Annotated in this window: 15 protein-coding genes and 1 riboswitch; of the genes, 10 read left to right on the top strand and 5 right to left on the bottom strand. The window is 69.9% G+C overall.

The genetic code is table 11. The features are described from left to right. Nucleotide 1 precedes the first annotated feature (1 nt). The 9 genes from ACZ5U5_RS35475 to ACZ5U5_RS35515 all read left to right on the top strand — a co-directional run bounded on the left by ACZ5U5_RS35475 (nt 2) and on the right by ACZ5U5_RS35515 (nt 9,236). Nucleotides 2-643, top strand: a complete 642-nt coding sequence (locus ACZ5U5_RS35475) for an alpha/beta hydrolase family protein (protein ID WP_469030624.1) — start codon at nt 2-4, stop codon at nt 641-643. Nucleotides 644-864: 221 nt separating this feature from the next. Further along, entirely contained in the window at nt 865-1,545 is a 681-nt protein-coding gene (locus ACZ5U5_RS35480) for a sigma-70 family RNA polymerase sigma factor (RefSeq protein ID WP_336605886.1), read from the top strand. Next, nucleotides 1,542-1,886: a mycothiol system anti-sigma-R factor gene (rsrA, locus tag ACZ5U5_RS35485; protein ID WP_469030165.1), complete on the top strand. Its 345-nt coding sequence runs from the start codon at nt 1,542-1,544 to the stop codon at nt 1,884-1,886. Before ACZ5U5_RS35480 ends, rsrA begins: the two co-directional genes overlap by 4 nt. Before the next feature lie 203 nt (nt 1,887-2,089). Next, nucleotides 2,090-3,439, top strand: a complete 1,350-nt coding sequence (locus tag ACZ5U5_RS35490) for an HD-GYP domain-containing protein (RefSeq protein WP_469030168.1) — start codon at nt 2,090-2,092, stop codon at nt 3,437-3,439. After that, nucleotides 3,343-4,665 carry an HD-GYP domain-containing protein gene (locus ACZ5U5_RS35495; RefSeq protein ID WP_469030172.1) on the top strand — a complete coding sequence of 441 codons (1,323 nt, stop codon included), beginning with the start codon at nt 3,343-3,345 and terminating at the stop codon, nt 4,663-4,665. The genes ACZ5U5_RS35490 and ACZ5U5_RS35495 overlap by 97 nt, the downstream gene beginning before the upstream one ends. Before the next feature lie 102 nt (nt 4,666-4,767). After that, nucleotides 4,768-5,748, top strand: a complete 981-nt coding sequence (locus ACZ5U5_RS35500; protein WP_351163657.1) for a tetratricopeptide repeat protein — start codon at nt 4,768-4,770, stop codon at nt 5,746-5,748. Between the two features lie 64 nt (nt 5,749-5,812). Next, nucleotides 5,813-6,463: a peptide deformylase gene (gene def / locus ACZ5U5_RS35505; RefSeq protein ID WP_363209182.1), complete on the top strand. Its 651-nt coding sequence runs from the start codon at nt 5,813-5,815 to the stop codon at nt 6,461-6,463. A gap of 305 nt (nt 6,464-6,768) precedes the next feature. Next, nucleotides 6,769-7,890, top strand: a complete 1,122-nt coding sequence (cyc1, locus tag ACZ5U5_RS35510) for an epi-isozizaene synthase (RefSeq protein ID WP_469030176.1) — start codon at nt 6,769-6,771, stop codon at nt 7,888-7,890. Beyond that, nucleotides 7,887-9,236: a bifunctional albaflavenone monooxygenase/terpene synthase gene (locus ACZ5U5_RS35515; protein WP_469030179.1), complete on the top strand. Its 1,350-nt coding sequence runs from the start codon at nt 7,887-7,889 to the stop codon at nt 9,234-9,236. Before cyc1 ends, ACZ5U5_RS35515 begins: the two co-directional genes overlap by 4 nt. Here the strand turns inward: ACZ5U5_RS35515 and ACZ5U5_RS35520 are convergent. The 3 genes from ACZ5U5_RS35520 to ACZ5U5_RS35530 all read right to left on the bottom strand — a co-directional run bounded on the left by ACZ5U5_RS35520 (nt 9,190) and on the right by ACZ5U5_RS35530 (nt 13,869). Next, a complete protein-coding gene (locus tag ACZ5U5_RS35520) occupies nt 9,190-10,206 on the bottom strand; it encodes a helix-turn-helix domain-containing protein (protein WP_469030627.1) in 1,017 nt (338 codons plus the stop codon). The genes ACZ5U5_RS35515 and ACZ5U5_RS35520 overlap by 47 nt on opposite strands. 244 nt (nt 10,207-10,450) lie before the next feature. Beyond that, entirely contained in the window at nt 10,451-11,473 is a 1,023-nt protein-coding gene (locus ACZ5U5_RS35525; RefSeq protein ID WP_469030181.1) for a ribonucleotide-diphosphate reductase subunit beta, read from the bottom strand. Then, nucleotides 11,473-13,869: a ribonucleoside-diphosphate reductase subunit alpha gene (locus tag ACZ5U5_RS35530; RefSeq protein ID WP_469030184.1), complete on the bottom strand. Its 2,397-nt coding sequence runs from the start codon at nt 13,867-13,869 to the stop codon at nt 11,473-11,475. Before ACZ5U5_RS35530 ends, ACZ5U5_RS35525 begins: the two co-directional genes overlap by 1 nt. Nucleotides 13,870-14,006: 137 nt before the next feature. Next, nucleotides 14,007-14,130, bottom strand: a riboswitch (cobalamin riboswitch). Between the two features lie 100 nt (nt 14,131-14,230). On the opposite strand from ACZ5U5_RS35530, the gene ACZ5U5_RS35535 reads away from it, so the two are divergent. Then, complete coding sequence (locus tag ACZ5U5_RS35535) at nt 14,231-14,968, top strand: hypothetical protein (protein ID WP_469030186.1); 738 nt, start codon at nt 14,231-14,233, stop codon at nt 14,966-14,968. A gap of 66 nt (nt 14,969-15,034) precedes the next feature. Here the strand turns inward: ACZ5U5_RS35535 and mctP are convergent, their stop codons facing one another. Both mctP and ACZ5U5_RS35545 read right to left on the bottom strand, forming a co-directional pair. Next, complete coding sequence (mctP, locus tag ACZ5U5_RS35540) at nt 15,035-16,684, bottom strand: monocarboxylate uptake permease MctP (RefSeq protein WP_469030188.1); 1,650 nt, start codon at nt 16,682-16,684, stop codon at nt 15,035-15,037. Continuing rightward, nucleotides 16,681-16,950, bottom strand: a complete 270-nt coding sequence (locus tag ACZ5U5_RS35545; protein ID WP_469030191.1) for a DUF3311 domain-containing protein — start codon at nt 16,948-16,950, stop codon at nt 16,681-16,683. Before ACZ5U5_RS35545 ends, mctP begins: the two co-directional genes overlap by 4 nt. Nucleotide 16,951 lies beyond the last annotated feature (1 nt).

The following is a 16,951-nucleotide window of genomic DNA, read 5'->3' on the forward strand; positions in this document are numbered from 1 at the left end:
CATGCCGAAGAGCGAACTCGTCGAGACCGACGCCGGTGAGGCCCGCATCACCTGGCACCCCGCCCCGAAGAACAAGGCCCGCATGGTGCTGGCGGTCAGCCACGGCGCCGGCGGCGGCATCGAGGCCCGTGACCTGCGGGCCATCGCCGCCGCCCTGCCCGCGCACGGCGTCACCGTCGCCCTCGTGGAGCAGCCCTGGCGCGTGGCGGGCAAGAAATTGGCGCCCGCGCCGAAGACGCTGGACGTCGGATGGCGGGGCCTGTGGCCCGCGCTGGCCAAGCCGGGCCTCCCGGTGATCGCGGGCGGCCGCAGCGCCGGTGCGCGAGTGGCATGCCGTACGGCGACCGAGCTCGGCGCCGTCGCCGTACTGGCCCTGAGCTTTCCGCTGCACCCTCCGGGCAAGCCGGAGAAGTCCCGCGCCGAGGAACTGCTCGGCGCCGGGGTGCCCACCCTCGTCGTGCAGGGCGGGAACGACCCCTTCGGTAAGCCCGCGGAGTTCCCCGAGGGAACGCACGAGATCGTGGAGGTCCCGTACGGCGACCATGGCTTCGCGATCCCGAAACGCGCGGACATCAGCGAAGCCGATGCCATGACGATCGTCACGGATGGCGTCATCCGGTGGGCGGGAATGTTGGGTGCGTGACCTCTGTTGTGCCGAACAGATGCCAAACGCTGTTCGTACGAGAGGAAGTCCGCCGCATGGGTTCGACCATCTGCCCGGCCCGCTCCAGCGCCTCTGACCTGGAATGGACGGTGCTGAGCGCGCCCAAGACCGCTCCTATTCGAGCGGCGGCGGGACCGGATCGTCGTCTATCCTCCGATTCGAGTGGGACTGCTTTCGGTCTCGCCACGTCTTTGGAGGAGGTGGGTCCGGTCACTGGGACCGACGCAGGGGCCGAGAACGGCCAGGCGGAGCGACCCGACGGAAGCGCTGAGACGTCGGCGGAGCGCACGGCCCGCTTCGAGCGGGACGCCCTGGGCTTCCTCGACCAGATGTACTCGGCGGCGCTGCGCATGACGCGCAACCCGGCGGACGCGGAGGACCTGGTGCAGGAGACCTACGCCAAGGCGTACGCGTCGTTCCACCAGTTCCGTGAGGGCACCAACCTCAAGGCGTGGCTGTACCGCATCCTCACCAACACGTTCATCAACTCGTACCGCAAGAAGCAGCGCGAGCCCCAGCGCAGCGCCGCCGAGGAGATCGAGGACTGGCAGCTCGCGCGTGCCGAGTCGCACATGTCCACCGGTCTGCGCTCCGCAGAGTCGCAGGCGCTCGATCACCTGCCGGATTCGGACGTGAAGTCCGCACTGCAGGCGATCCCCGAGGAATTCCGCATCGCCGTCTATCTGGCCGACGTAGAGGGCTTTGCGTACAAGGAGATCGCGGACATTATGGGGACACCCATCGGTACGGTGATGTCCCGGTTGCACCGCGGCCGTCGCCAACTGCGCGGCATGCTCGAGGACTACGCCCGTGACCGCGGCCTCGTCCCCGCCGGCGCCGCGTCAGAGTCGTCGAACGAAGCGAAAGGCTCAGGCTCATGAGCTGCGGAGAGCCGCACGAGACGGATTGCAGTGAAGTCCTGGACCATCTCTATGAGTTCCTGGACCACGAGATGCCGGACAGCGACTGCACCAAGTTCGAGACGCACTTTGAGGAGTGCTCCCCGTGCCTGGAGAAGTACGGCCTTGAGCAGGCGGTCAAGAAGCTGGTGAAGCGCTGCTGCGGCCAGGACGACGTCCCCGCCGACCTGCGCTCCAAGGTGATGGGACGCATCGACCTGATCCGGTCGGGCGAGGCCGTGCCCGAGCACGACGTGACGGTGGAGACGGTGACCGCCGAGGGCAGTGTGTCCGCCAAGAGTCTGCGGGCCAAGGAAGCCTGAGCTTCCGGCAGTTGAGTGTGAGCAGGTCGTGACGGGAGCCCGTCACGACCTGCTTTTTTCTGTTCACTGTCACTCGTACGTGCCAATTTCCGCGTGCGGGGCTCGGAGCGGGCGGCAGTCGTTCTAGTCTCCGGACCTTGGAACGTGGTCCCTGAGGACGGTCACGGGGGGCCGGGGACGGTCGCGGGGGAGGAGACAGCGCCATGCGGTCCATCGCTCCATGGGCGCGCGCCTACATCCTGTGCGCCGCCCTTGCCGCCGCCGCCTGCGCAGCGCCCCTGCCGGCCTCGCGCACGCCGTGGGCCGCGGTCGCGCTGCTCGCCGTGCTCTACGCCGGGTGCGAGCAGATCACCCGCTGCCGGGTCATCGGCCGCCGCGCCGGTGCCCCGGCGGGCGGCCTCGGCACCTTCTTCCCCGTGCTGCTCGCCGCCGTCTTCCTGCTGCCGCCCGCGGCCGCCGCGCTCGTCGCCGTGCCGGGGGCGCTGCTCGCGCGCGTCGAGCGGCGCCCCCGGTGGGTGCGCAGGCTCTGGCGCGCGTCCCAACTCGCCCTTTCCGCCTGGGCCGCCGCGTGGACGCACGGCGCGCTGGGCGGGCGTGAGGCCGTGGCCGCGCCCGACTTTCCGTACGCGCTCGTGCCCGCGGGAGCGGCCGTCCTCGCCTTCTCCGTCGTCCTGACCGTCCTGGACGGCGGCATCCTCGCCACGGCGGAACGGGTGCCCGTGCGCAGCGCGTGGCGCGGGCTCTTCCTGCGGTCGTTCGCGCCCGTCGCCGTGCACGGCCTGGCCGGTCTGATGATGGCGGTGCTGTGGCGCAGCCCGTACGGGCCGCTCGCCGCGCTCCTGGTGCTGCTGCCGATGGGAGTCTCCTGCTGGGTCTTCGCGCAGTACCACCGCGAGCGCGCGGCGCACCAGGCCACCATCCGGGCGCTCGTGCAGGCCGTCGACATCAAGGACCGCTACACCCGCGGTCACAGCGAGCGCGTGGGGCGGGCCTCCGTGATGATCGCGCGGGAGCTGGGGATGGCGGACGAGCGGGTGGAGAGCCTGCGCTTCGCCGGGATCCTGCACGACGTGGGCAAGCTCGGCGTACCGACCCGGCTGCTTCGCAAGGACGGCCCGCTGACCCCCGAGGAACGGCGGGTCATCGAGCTGCATCCCGAGTACGGGCACGAGATGGTGCGCGGGATCGGCTTCCTCGGGGAGGCACGGGCGGCGATCCTCCACCACCACGAGCGGATCGACGGCAGCGGGTACCCCTACGGGCTCATCGGACGGCAGATCCCGGAGTTCGCCCGGGTGGTGGCCGTCGCGGACGCCTTCGACGCCATGACGTCCACGAGGTCCTACCGGCGGGGACGGCCGGTCGCCGCCGCCGTGGCCGAGCTGTCCCGATGCGCGGGGTCACAGTTCGACCCCGTGATGGTCAGCGCCTTGCGGCGGGCGCTCGACCGGCACGGATGGCATCCGGCGGTCACCTCGGACACCGGCGCGGTGCCGGGGCCCCGCGCGGAGGCGCCCAGTGTCCCCGCGGCCCCTGGAACGGCGCCACGGTGAGGGCCGTTCACGGCTCTGCCGGAGCCCTTACTCTCATCGCTCTCGGCTGGACCCTCTGGCACGGCGTGCACGAAGCAGGGATCGCGCTCGCCTTCGGGGCGCTCGTCGCCGTGGGGGAGCTGGCCCGGTGGCGTGCGGGCGGGAGCGACCGGGAGCCCGCGCCGCTCGGGGCAGCAGGGGCGCTGGCGTACGCGCTGCTCGGGGAGGCCGGCGGGCAGGCGACGCACCACGGCGTCTTCCAGGTGATCGCCGTGGTCGTGGCCGCCGCGCTCGTCGGGGCCGTGCCGCACGTGGCGCTCGGCAGGGGGCCCGCCCTGGACCACGTGGCGCGGCGCGTGCTCACCGTGGGATTCGCCGCCGCCTGCTTTCAACCGCTCTACAACGCGGGCAAGTTGGAGGAGTGGGTCGGGCAGGGGCCCGGCTTCGCCGCCGTCATCGTGGCGCTGCTCGTCCTGACCGCCCTCTGCGACGCCGTGCTCGCCGCGGCCATGGCGCACTCCCGCACCAGGTGGCCCTTCGGACCGCTCCTGCGCGACGAGCTGCGGGCCATGCTCGGCATCGGGTCCGCCGTCTGCGCGACGGGGGCCGTCATGGCGCTCGCGGTGGCCGTCGCGGGGCTCTGGGCGCTGCCCGTGTTCAGCCTGCCGCTGCTCCTGACCCAGCTGTCCTTCGGGCGGTACGCGGCGGTGCGGACCACCTACCGGCAGACCATCACCTCGCTCGCCCGGTCCACCGAGATCGCCGGGTACACCCCGCAGGGCCACGCGCGCCGCGTGGCCTCGCTCAGCCGGGCCGTCGGGCGTGAGCTGGGGCTCTCCGAGCCGGACCTGGCCGTCCTGGAGCACGCGGCCCTGATGCACGACATCGGGCAGCTCTCCCTCGTCGACCCCGTGCCCGCGGGCGCCACCGCCGCCCTGCCGGACGCGGAACAGCGGCGGATCGCCCTGCTCGGGGGCGCCGTCGTGCGTCAGACGGGGGTGAGCGGCGACGTCGCCGTGGTCGTGGAGCGGCAGGCCGACCCGTACCGCGATCAGCCGCTCACCGCCCGTATTGTGCGGGCCGCCAACGCGTACGACGAGATGGCCAGGGGAGAAGGTCCCGGAGGTCCTCTCAACGCTCTGGAGCGGCTGCGCCTCGGCACCGGCCGCGACTACCAGCCCGAAGTGGTGGAAGCCCTGGCCCGGGTGCTTTCACGGGGCGGTCATAGCTTGCCGTCGGTTGGGTAACCCATGGGTAATGAGCGGCCGTCCGACCGTACGTGGTTGGATGCGAAGAGGGCCCTCGGGCACAGCGGAACACAGGAACTTATGCATCGGCAGGCGGGAATCGTGAGGATCTTCGGCAAGGGACGGCACCGGCCCTCCGCCTCATGGCGGCAGGCCACCGACCGCGCCTTCACGCTGATCGGCGACGGGCGGTACGAGGACGCGGGCGCACTCCTGACCCGCGCGGCGGATCTCGAGCCGTGGCTCTCGGAGTCCTGGTTCAACCTCGCGCTGCTCCACAAGTTCCGGCACGACTGGGAGCAGGCGCGGGCCGCGGGCCTGCGGGCCGTCGCGCTGCTCGACCGGTCGGCGGGCGCCCCCGACTGGTGGAACGTGGGGATCGCCGCCACCGCCCTGCAGGACTGGCCGCTGGCCCGGCGTGCCTGGCAGGCGTACGGCCTGAAGGTGCCCGGCGGGGTGGCCGCCTCCGGGGAGCCCACCGGCATGGACCTGGGCAGCGCCGCCGTGCGGCTCTCGCCCGAGGGTGAGGCCGAGGTCGTGTGGGGGCGCAGACTCGACCCCGCCCGCATCGAGGTGCTCTCCATCCCGCTGCCCTCCTCCGGGCGCCGCTGGGGCGAGGTCGTCCTGCACGACGGCGTCCCGCACGGCGAGCGGACGACGGGCGCGGGGGACTCGTATCCCGTCTTCGACGAGATCGAGCTGTGGGCTCCCTCACCCGTCCCCACCTGGGTGGTTCTCCTTGAGGCCGCCACCGAGGACGACCGTGACGCCTTGGAGAAGCTCGCCGCGGACGCGGGCTTCGCCGCCGAGGACTGGTCGTCGTCCGTGCGGCTGCTGTGCCGGATGTGCTCCGAGAGCCGGATGCCGAGCGACGAGGGCGACGGCGAGCACCTGGACCCGCACGACCACAGCGAGCCGGGCCACCCGGGGCCGCTCGGCCACCGCAGCCCCGGCGCCCTGTGGGTGCCCGAGCGGGAGTGCGGCATCGCGGCGCCCGCCGCCCTGGTGCGCGGGCTGCTCGACGGCTGGGTCGCGGACAGTCCGGACTCCCGCGACTGGCGGGATCTGGAAGAGGTCTGCTGACTCCTGGCCGTAGGCTGTACCGGCACTATCTCTCGTGGGTTCCCAGGAAGGCGTACGTCGGACAATGGCGCAGGACACTGAGCAGCAGGCCTCGGGCGGGGTCCTCCCCGTCGACGACGAGGGCTTCGTCATCGACACGGAGGACTGCGAGGAGCGGGAGACGGCCTACCGCGAGCGCGGCACGTCCCGGCCCATCACGGTCGTCGGCAACCCCGTGCTGCACAAGGAGTGCAAGGACGTCACCGCGTTCGACGCCGAGCTCGAGCAGCTCGTCGCCGACATGTTCGCGAGCCAGCGGACCGCCGAGGGCGTGGGCCTGGCCGCCAACCAGATCGGCGTCGACCTGAAGGTCTTCGTCTACGACTGCATGGACGACGAGGGCAAGCGGCACGTCGGCGTGGTCTGCAACCCCGTCGTGCGCGAGCTCCCCGCGGAGCGGCGCCGCCTGGACGACTCGAACGAGGGCTGCCTCTCCGTGCCCACGGCCTACGCCGAGCTCGCCCGCCCGGACTTCGCCGAGGTCACCGGGCAGGACGAGAAGGGCAACCCCATCAAGGTGCGGGGCACCGGGTACTTCTCGCGCTGCCTCCAGCACGAGACGGACCACCTGTACGGCTACCTCTACATCGACCGCCTGTCCAAGCGTGACCGCAAGGACGCGCTGCGGCAGATGGAAGAGGGCACGCCGCGCTACCCCGTCGTGCCGAACGCCTAGTCGACTCCGGACTCGCGCACACCACGCGCCACCTGCGGCCCCTGGCCGGGAACTCCCTCCCGGCCAGGGGCCGTTCGCATGGACCGACCCGGACCGGTCAGCTGTGCGATCGAATCAGGCTCTTGGTGATCCATAATCAGTCACGTACGGGGATTTTCTCGGCACTGGGGGGTAGTGAATGGCGCAAATCTGTTCCCTGAACGGTCAGTTGTGGTGCTGAATGGAAAGCGCGGGGATACACAACGGCGCGCGCCCGGTACGGCGGGAGGGGCGTGCGTCCTCACGTGGCTGAGAGGGGTTTGTCCGTGCCTGCATATTCACATGGCATTTCACCGACACAGACACATGCGCGGGTGGTATCCGTGCCACCGGCGTTGGCGCTTCCGGTGATCGAGTCAGGGTTCCCTCGCCAACTCCACCCGTATTGGCCACAGCTCCAGGAGAAGTCCCGGACGTGGCTGCGCGAAATGCGCCTCATGCCCGCGGACAAGGTCGAGCGGTACGCGGACAGCCTCTGCTACACGGATCTGGTGGCCGGCTACTACATTGGCGCGCCGGACGAGTTGCTCAGCGCGATAGCCGACCTCAGCAGTTGGTTCTTCGCGTGGGACGACCGGCACGACCGCGACTCCGTGCACGGCAGGGCGGCGCAGTGGCGCCGACTGTGCCGCGGGCTCCACGAGACACTCCGGGCCCCCGGGCCGCAACTACACCACCGTGACCCCCTGGTGGCGGGGTTCGCGGACTGCGTCCTGCGGCTGTACTCGCACCTCGGGCCGGGTTGGAACGCCCGGTTCGCGCGGCATTTCCACAGCGTGATCGAGGCGTACGACCTGGAGTTCAGGAATCGCAGGACCGGGACGGTCCCGACGGTCGAGGCCTACATCGAGCTGCGCAGGCTGACGTTCGCGCACTGGACGTGGATCGACCTGCTCGAACCGACGGCGCGACGGGAACTGCCTTCGGCGGTGCGGAAGCATCCCGCATATCGGCGGGCGGCGCTCGCCACGCAGGATTTCTCCGCCTGGTACAACGACCTGTGCTCACTCCCCAAAGAACTCGCGGGAGATGAACTGCACAATCTCGGGATCAGCCTGATCCAGCACGAGGGACTTTCCCTCGAAGAAGCAGTGTCGGAAGTCCACCGCCGGGTCACTCGATGCATCTCGGATTTCCTGGAGGCAGAAAAGGAAGTACTTCGTCTCGCCGGGCAATTGGCCGACGGGAGCGTTCAGGGCAGGGAGCTCGCGGACGCGGTGGAATCGTGCATCGCCAACATGCGGAACTGGTTCTCCTCCGTGTATTGGTTCCATCATGAATCCGGTCGCTATCGGGTGGACAGCTGGGACGACAGGTCCATTCCCCCGTATGTGAGCGACGCCGTGATGAGTGACTTGGCCGAAACTGAATTGGTTGGTGAGGAATGAGCGTCGAATCCGCGATGTCCGCGACAATGACCCCGCCGCTCGTCAGCGGCGGTGCCCCGCTCATCGGTCACGCCTGGAACCTGGTGCGTGACCCGCTCGGCTTCCTCGCCGCGCTGCGGGATCATGGTGATCTCGTACGCATAAGGCTGGGGCCCAAGACCGCGTACGCGGTCTGTGACCCCGAGCTGGTGGGGCAGCTGCTCCGGAGCCCCGACTACGTCGTCGGCGGGCCCCTCTGGGACACCCTGGAGGTGCTCCTCGGCAAGGGGGTGGCGACCAGCAACGGCAAGCTGCACCGGCGTCAACGGCGCATGATGCAGCCCGCGTTCAGGCCCGAGCGGATCGCCGACTACGCCAAGGTGATGGAGGAGGAGGCCCGGGTGACCGCCGCGCGCTGGCGGTCGGGCGACACGATCGACATCAACGCGGAGATGTTCCGCACGGCCGTGCGTGTCGTCTCGCGCTCGCTCCTGGAGGTCGACGCGATCAGCGAGAAGGCGGACCGCATCGCCGAATCGCTGCACACCGTCTTCGAGGGGCTCTACCGCAGGATGGTCCTCTCGGTCGGGCCGCTGTACCGCGTGCCGACCCAGGGCAATCGCCGCTTCCAGAGCGCGCTCGCCGATCTGCACGCACTGGTCGACGAGATCATCGCCGAAGGCAGGGCGGCAGGACCGGACCAGAACGACCTGTTGGCCGAAATGCTGCGGGCGCGCGATGAATCAGGGCAACCGCTCAGTGATCAGGAGGTTCACGACCATGTGATCTCCCTTGTCGTGGCGGGTGCCGAGAATGTCGCGTCGACCCTGTCGTGGACGTTCCATCTGCTCGCCCAAAACCCTGAGCAGGAAAGGCGATTGGTTGAAGAAGTAAATTCCGTCGCGCCGGGCCGGGAGATCACATTCGCCGATCTCGGGTCCCTTCCGCACACCCGGAATGTCGTCACGGAGGCCATGCGTATACAACCGGCGGCCTGGATATTCACCCGCAGGTCGGTGGGGGAAACCAGCCTGGGCGGCTACCGCATTCCGGCCAATGCCGACATCGTCTACAGCGTGTACGCGATGCAGCGCGATCCGCGTTCCTTCGAGCAGCATCTCCGGTTCGACCCGGACCGCTGGAATCCGGAACGCGCGCAAGACGTACCGGAGTTCGCGATGATGCCGTTCGGCACCGGTAACCGCAAGTGCCCGGGCGACCATTTCAGTCTGGCCGAACTCGCCATCATCCTGGCGACGGTGGCGCCCAAGTGGCGCCTGACGCCGGTCGAGGAGACCGACGCCGGCACCAAGATCGGCATCACGCTACAGCCGAAGCGTCTGGTCCTGCGGGCCGAGCGACGCTGACGGCCGGGCCGCGGAAGGTGCGGCGGTAGGCGTTCGGCGTGGTGCCGAGCGCCCGCAGGAACTGGTGGCGCATCGCCGCCGCGTTGCCGAAACCGGCACGCCCGGCGATGGCGTCCACCGTCTCGTCCGAGCCTTCGAGCAACTCCTGTGCCAGGAGCACGCGTTGGCGCAGGAGCCAGCGGTAGGGCGTGGTGCCGGTCTCCTGCTGGAAGCGGCGTGCGAAGGTACGCGGCGACATGTGCGCGCGCTCGGCGAGCCGCTCGACGGTGACGTCCGTGTCCAGATGGCGCTCCATCCAGGCGAGTACCCCGCCCACGGTGTCGCAGGCCGTGCGCGGCAGCGGGCGCGCCACGAACTGGGCCTGGCCGCCGTCGCGATGGGGCGGTACGACCATGCGCCGGGCGATGGCGTTGGCGACCTCGGTGCCGTGCGCCTGGCGCACGATGTGCAGGCAGGCGTCGATCCCGGCGGCGGTGCCGGCCGAGGTGACGACCGGGCCCTCGTCCACGTACAGGACGTCGGGCTCGACCTGGGCGCGCGGATAGCGCACCGCGAGTTCCGTGGCGTGCTGCCAGTGCACGGCGCAGCGGCGGCCGTCCAGGAGCCCCGCGGCGCCGAGCACGAAGACGCCGGAGCAGACGGAGAGGACGCGGGCCCCGCGGTCCACCGCACGGCGCAAGGCGTCGAGCAGCTCCTCGGGGTAGTCGCGGTCCACGAACGCCTGGCCCGCGGGAACGGTGATGAGGTCGGCCTCTTCGAGCCGGTCGAGGCCGTACGGAGTGGTGATCGAGAACCCGGCGTGATTGCCCAGCGGCCCGCTCTCCGCGGCGACCACCGCGAAGTCGTACGCGGGAAGGCCCGAGTCGCTCCGGTCGAGCCCGAACACCTCGCAGACGACACCGAGTTCGAAGGGATTGACGCCGTCGAGCAGCACGGCGGCCACGTTCTTCAGGGTCCCGGCCTTCAGCATGTCCGCCAGTGTGCCGCAGGAGTGGCAGTAAGTCGATGGTGTGTGGCAGTCCTGCCACTGACGCGCCCGCCCGGCGCGCAGGACAGTAAGGGACATGAGCACATTCCTCGGCTACATCACCGTCCTGACCGTCTTCCTCCTCCTCGCCGCACCCTCGCTCGTCGGGTACCTCCACGACCGCCGGATCGACCGCGGGCTGCGAGAGGCCCCCCGTGCCCCACGCAGCCCGCGGCAACCGGCCGGACTAGAACTCGTCGTCGAAGGAGACCGAACCCTCGACCGCGACCTGGTAGGCCGAAGGGCGCCGCTCGAAGAAGTTGGTCAGCTCCTGGACACCCTGGAGTTCCATGAACGAGAACGGGTTTGAGGAACCGTAGACCGGCGCGAAGCCGAGCCGCTGGAGCCGCTGGTCGGCGACACACTGCAGGTACTCGCGCATGGAGTCGGTGTTCATGCCGGGCAGGCCCTCGCCGCACAGGTCGCGCGCGAACTGCAGCTCGGCCTCGACGGCCTCCTTGAGCATGTCTGTGACCTGCGTCTGCAGCGCGTCGTCGAAGAGCTCCGGCTCCTCCTTGCGGACGGTGTCGACGACGTCGAAGGCGAAGCTCATGTGCATCGTCTCGTCACGGAACACCCAGTTGGTGCCGGTGGCCAGGCCGTGCAGCAGACCGCGCGAGCGGAACCAATAGACGTAGGCGAAGGCGCCGTAGAAGAAGAGCCCCTCGATGCACGCGGCGAAGCAGATCAGGTTCAGCAGGAAGCGGCGCCGGTCGGACTTCGACTCCAGCCGGTCCATCTTCTCGACGGAGTCCATCCACTTGAAGCAGAACTCGGCCTTCTCGCGGATGGAGGGGATCTCCTCGACCGCGTCGAAGGCCGCGGCGCGGTCCTCCGGGTCGGGCAGATAGGTGTCGAGCAGCGTCAGATAGAACTGGACGTGCACGGCCTCCTCGAAGAGCTGGCGGCTCAAGTAGAGCCGCGCCTCGGGGGAGTTGATGTGCTTGTAGAGGGTGAGCACGAGGTTGTTGGAGACGATCGAGTCGCCGGTCGCGAAGAACGCGACCAGGCGGCCGATCATGTGCTGCTCGCCCGGGGACAGCTTCGCCAGGTCGGCGACGTCCGAGTGGAGGTCGACCTCCTCGACGGTCCAGGTGTTCTTGATCGCGTCCCGGTAGCGCTCGTAGAAGTCGGGGTAGCGCATGGGACGCAGGGTCAGCTCGAAGCCCGGGTCGAGGAGGTTCTTCTCGGCGTTGGTGGTGGAGCTCATTACTGGCAGGCCTCGCAGGACTCGGGGTTTTCCAGGGAGCAGGCGACGGCGTCTTCGGCCGTGACCTGGGCGGGTACGGGGACGGGCTCGGCGGTCTTGCCGGCCGCGGCGCGGGCGATGCGGGTCGCCGGGCGCGAACGCAGGTAGTACGTGGTCTTCAGGCCCTGCTGCCAGGCGTACGCGTACATCGAGGAGAGCTTGCCGATGGTCGGCGTCTCCAGGAACAGGTTCAGGGACTGCGCCTGGTCCAGGAACGGCGTGCGCGCGGCTGCCATGTCGATCAGGCCGCGCTGCGGGATCTCCCACGCGGTGCGGTAGAGCTCGCGCACCTCGGCGGGGATCCAGCTGAAGCCCTGCACGGAGCCGCTGGACTCGCGCAACGCCTCGCGGGTCTGTGCGTCCCAGACGCCGAGCCGTTTCAGCTCCTGGACCAAGTAGGCGTTGACCTGGAGGAACTCGCCGCTCAGCGTCTCGCGCTTGAAGAGGTTGGAGACCTGCGGCTCGATGCACTCGTACACGCCCGCGATGGACGCGATCGTGGCGGTCGGCGCGATGGCGAGCAGGAGCGAGTTGCGCATGCCGGTCACGGCGATACGTTCCCGCAGCGCGGCCCAGCGCTCCGGCCAGGTCAGCTCGACGCCGTAGTGGTCGGGGTGCAGGACGCCGCGCGCGGTGCGGGTCTTCTCCCAGGCGGGCAGGGGCCCGTTGCGCTCGGCGAGGTCGGCGGACGCCTCGTACGCGGCGAGCATGATGCGCTCGGCGATGCGCGTCGAGAGGGCACGCGCGGCGGGGGAGTCGAAGGGCAGCTTCAGCTGGAAGAAGACGTCTTGCAGGCCCATCGCGCCGAGGCCCACCGGACGCCAGCGGGCGTTGGACTTCCCGGCCTGCTCGGTCGGGTAGAAGTTGATGTCGACCACGCGGTCGAGGAAGGTGACGGCGGTACGGACGGTCTCGTCGAGCCGCTGCCAGTCGATGTCACCGGCGGCCGTGTCCACGAACGCGCCGAGGTTCACCGAGCCGAGGTTGCAGACGGCCGTCTCGCCGTCGTCCGTGACCTCCAGGATCTCCGTGCAGAGGTTGGAGGAGTGGACGGTGTGGCCGGGCTCCGCCGTCTGGTTGGCGGTGCGGTTGGCGGCGTCCTTGAACGTCATCCAGCCGTTGCCGGTCTGCGCCAGGGTGCGCATCATGCGGCCGTACAGCTCGCGGGCCGGGATGGTCTTGCGGGCGAGCCCGGCGGCCTCGGCCGTGCGGTAGGCGGCGTCGAACTCATCACCCCACAGGTCGACGAGCTCCGGGACATCAGCCGGGGAGAACAGCGACCAGTCCTGGTCGGCGGCGACCCGGCGCATGAACTCGTCCGGGATCCAGTGCGCGAGGTTGAGGTTGTGCGTGCGGCGCGCGTCCTCGCCGGTGTTGTCGCGCAGCTCCAGGAACTCCTCGATGTCGGAGTGCCACGTCTCCAGGTAGACCGCGGCGGCGCCCTTGCGACGGCCGCCCTGGTTCACGGCGGCGACGGAGGCGTCCAGGGTCTTCAGGAACGGCACGATGCCGTTGGAGTGCCCGTTCGTGCCGCGGATCAGCGAACCGCGGGCGCGGATGCGGGAGTACGAGAGGCCGATGCCGCCCGCGTGCTTGGAGAGGCGCGCGACCTGGTGGTAGCGGCCGTAGATGGAGTCCAGCTCGTCCAGCGGGGAGTCGAGGAGGTAGCAGGAGGACATCTGCGGGTGCCGGGTGCCGGAGTTGAAGAGCGTCGGCGATGACGGCAGGTAGTCCAGGCGGCTCATCAGGCGGTACAGGGCGGCGACTTCGTCCACCGAGCGCGCGGAGCCGTCCTCTGCGAGGCCGCTCGCGACGCGCAGCATGAAGTGCTGCGGGGTCTCGATGACGTGCCGGGTGATCGGGTGGCGCAGGAGATAGCGGCTGTGCAGGGTGCGCAGGCCGAAGTATCCGAAGCGGAAGTCGGCGCCGTCCGCCAGTGCCGCCTCCACGAGGCCGTCCAGACGCTCGGCGTGGTCGGTGACGAACGTGGCGGTGCGGTCCGCGATCAGGCCCTCGCGGTGCCCGATGGCGACCGAGTCGGAGAAGCTGCGCACGCCCTGCGACGCGGCCTCGTCACGGATGCTGAGGCTGAGGAGCCTGGCCGCCAGCTGCGAGTACGTCGGGTCCTCGGAGATGAGGCCGGCCGCGGCCTCGGTCGCCAGCTCCCGCAGCTCCGCCAGATCCGCCCTGGCCGAGCGGCCCCGCAGCGCGGCTGCGGCGACCCGGCCGGGGTCGGCGTCGGGGAGGTCGGCGGTGAGGTCGGTCAGGGTACGCAGCAGCGCGGTTCCTGGGCCGTCGGCGGTCTGCTGACCGTCGGTGGTCTGCGCTGACGCAGGTTCGGCTGGCGCGATGGTCACGGAGCACTCCCTCGCTCGGCTCGGAGCCTTGGGGAGGGGTGAGTGAACACACGGGGGCCGGCCCCTGGGCAGGGCTGCGCTCCGCGTCCACCAGCCCATTCCACGAGGCCCGGACGTCGTCGGCACCCGGACCGGTCGGAACGGGCACACTGTCGACAGGTCTTCGGACTTGCGAGCGCGACAAATGCGCACTCATACACCGTTGCGGGACAGTTCCGGACTTGCACCGGATTCCCCTGCGGCGACAGCGAGCACGAGCATACATCTTGTGCTGGCTCTGAGCGGCAGCCCCATATCTTGTGTCGGCACGTGTATCCCCTAGGGTGGCGGTCGAACTGATGGGCGTCCAGGGGGAGGTGCCGTGCGAGGGCGGGGAGCGGGCTGTGCCGCGGTGTTGCTGATGCTGCTCGCCGGGTGCGGGGACGCCGGCGAGGAGGCGAGGACGAAGCCTACGCGGACCCCGGGGCCGGCCGCGGCGGCCGGTGTCGACGGTGACGCGGATCCCCGCAAGGTCTTCACGGACGCCGAGCTGAAGGCCGCGCTGCTGCCCGCGAAGACGGTCGGTGCGCGGGCCGAGACGGTCAACGCCACCACGGGGTCGTTCAACCAGCACTACGGGGGCGGTGACTGGGGCACCTGCGAGCCCGGCAGGAAGGCCCGCGAAGAGCTGTTCGCCATGCGCGGGGCGAGCGCAGGCCACTCGATCCGCCCCTTCCCCGGGGCGATGGCCGACGAGGGGGACCCCTTCGTCTCCCAGAGCCTGGTCTCGATGCCGGCCGGGCAGGCGGGGCGCCACGTCGCGCTGCGCCGCGATCTTCACGAGGCATGCCCCCGGGTCACCGTCGACACCGACGCGGCCCCGGTGGTGGAGCAGCACACGGTGGAGGAGCTGCCGGACCTGGGCGACGAGGCGATCCTGGAGACCACGCGGACCGAGGGCGGCGACGACCACGGCGGTGAAACCCCGTACTACAAGGCCGAGGTGCGGGTCGGTGGGGTGCTCGTGCTGGTGGACGCGGGCCCCGACAAGGACCTGACGATCACCTCGGCGGCCCGGGCGGTGGAACGGGTCCGCACGGAGCTCTACACGGCCCCGTGAGGCCGTACGTGAGCGCGGGCCGCCGGAGGAATCCGACGACCCGCGCTCACCTGCGTACGAAGAACCTCAGTGCCCGCCCGGCGCTCCCGCCGTGGCCGGCGGCAGCTCCTCCACGACGCCGGGGTCGCCCGCGTCCGCCGTGTAGTCGCCGGGAGACGTCTCGTCGATCCCGTCAGGGGCCTTCATGGCGCGCAGGACGAAGGTCATGACCACGGTGACCACCACGTTCAGGACGAACGCCGTGAGGCCGATGTAGCCGATCTCGCCGATGCCGGGGATCTCGTCGGACGAGCCGCCGAAGTGCTTCTGCGTGGGCGAGGCGACACCGTACGCGGCAGCCGTGCCGTAGACCATGCCGACTGCCCAGCCCGCGAGCAGCGCCCAGCGGTGGAACCACCGCGTGAACAGGCCGCCGACGAGCGCGGGCATGGTCTGCAGGATCCAGATGCCGCCCAGGAGCTGGAAGTTGATCGCGACTGTCTTGTCCATGGTGAGGACGAAGGCGAGCGCGCCGACCTTCACCAGGAGCGAGACCAGCTTGGAGACCTTGGTCTCCTGCGCGGGTGTCGCGTCCGGCTTGATGAAGTCCTTGTAGATGTTCCTGGTGAACAGGTTCGCTGCCGCGATGGACATGATGGCGGCCGGGACGAGCGCGCCGATGCCGATCGCCGCGAACGCGACGCCGGTGAACCAGTCGGGGAACATGTTCTCGAACAGCTGCGGGATCGCCAGCTGGCCGTTCTCCACCTTGACCCCGGCCGCGATCGCCATGAAGCCGAGCAGCGCGAGCAGCCCCAGCATCAGCGAGTAGAGCGGCAGGATCGTGGTGTTGCGGCGGATCACGTTGCGGCTCTTGGAGGAGAGCGTCGCCGTGATCGAGTGCGGGTACATGAACAGCGCGAGCGCGGAGCCGAGCGCCAGCGTGGCGTACGTCCACTGTCCGGCCTCGCCCGGCGCGAGACCCGCGACGGGCTTGCCCGCGGCCTCGTTCGCCGACGAGAACTTGTCGCCGGCCGCCTGGAAGATCTCGTCGAAGCCGCCGAGCTTGATCGGGATGTAGATGATCGCGACGGCGATGACGAGATAGATCAGGCCGTCCTTCACGAACGCGATCAGCGCGGGCGCGCGCAGGCCCGAGGAGTACGTGTACGCGGCGAGCACCGCGAACGCGATCAGGAGCGGCAGGTCCTTGATGAACCAATTCGTGTCCGGGCCGCCGCCGACGCCCATCACGTCGAGGACGGCCTGGATGCCGACCAGTTGGAGCGCGATGTACGGCATCGTGGCGAGGATGCCGGTGACCGCGACGGCCAGCGAGAGCCCCTTGGAGCCGAAGCGCCCGCGCACGAAGTCGGAGGTCGTCACGTATCCGTGCTTGTGCGAGACGGACCACAGGCGCGGCAGGAAGGTGAAGATCAGCGGGTAGACAAGGATCGTGTACGGCACCGCGAAGAAGCCGGCCGCGCCCGCCGCGTAGATCGCAGCCGGAACGGCCACGAAGGTGTACGCGGTGTAGAGGTCGCCGCCGAGCAGGAACCACGTGACCCAGGTGCCGAACGACCGGCCGCCAAGGCCCCATTCGTCCAGGCTCTCGGTCTCGGCCTTGCGCCAGCGCGCGGCCAGGAAGCCCATCGCCGTGACGGCGGCGAAGAAGAAGATGAAGACGGCGAGCGCTATGCCGTTGACGCCGCCGGTGTCCGCTGCGAGCACGTTCATCGGGTCGCACCCCCCTGGGCCTGCTCGGCCTTGCGGGCGCGCTGGTCACGCTGCCACAGCTTGTAGGCGATCATGGTGAGAGCGGTGGAGATGACCACCCACAGCATCTGGTACCAGTAGAAGAACGGGATGCCGATGAAGGTCGGTTCGATCTTCGCGTAGGAGCTCACCCAGAGCATCGCCACGAACGGCGCGACGAGACAGAGGGCAACGACCACGCGGACCGGCGTGATCACCGGTCTGCTCACTTCAGGCGCATCTGACACT

The sequence above is a fragment of the Streptomyces sp. NPDC033177 genome, assembly GCF_055577715.1.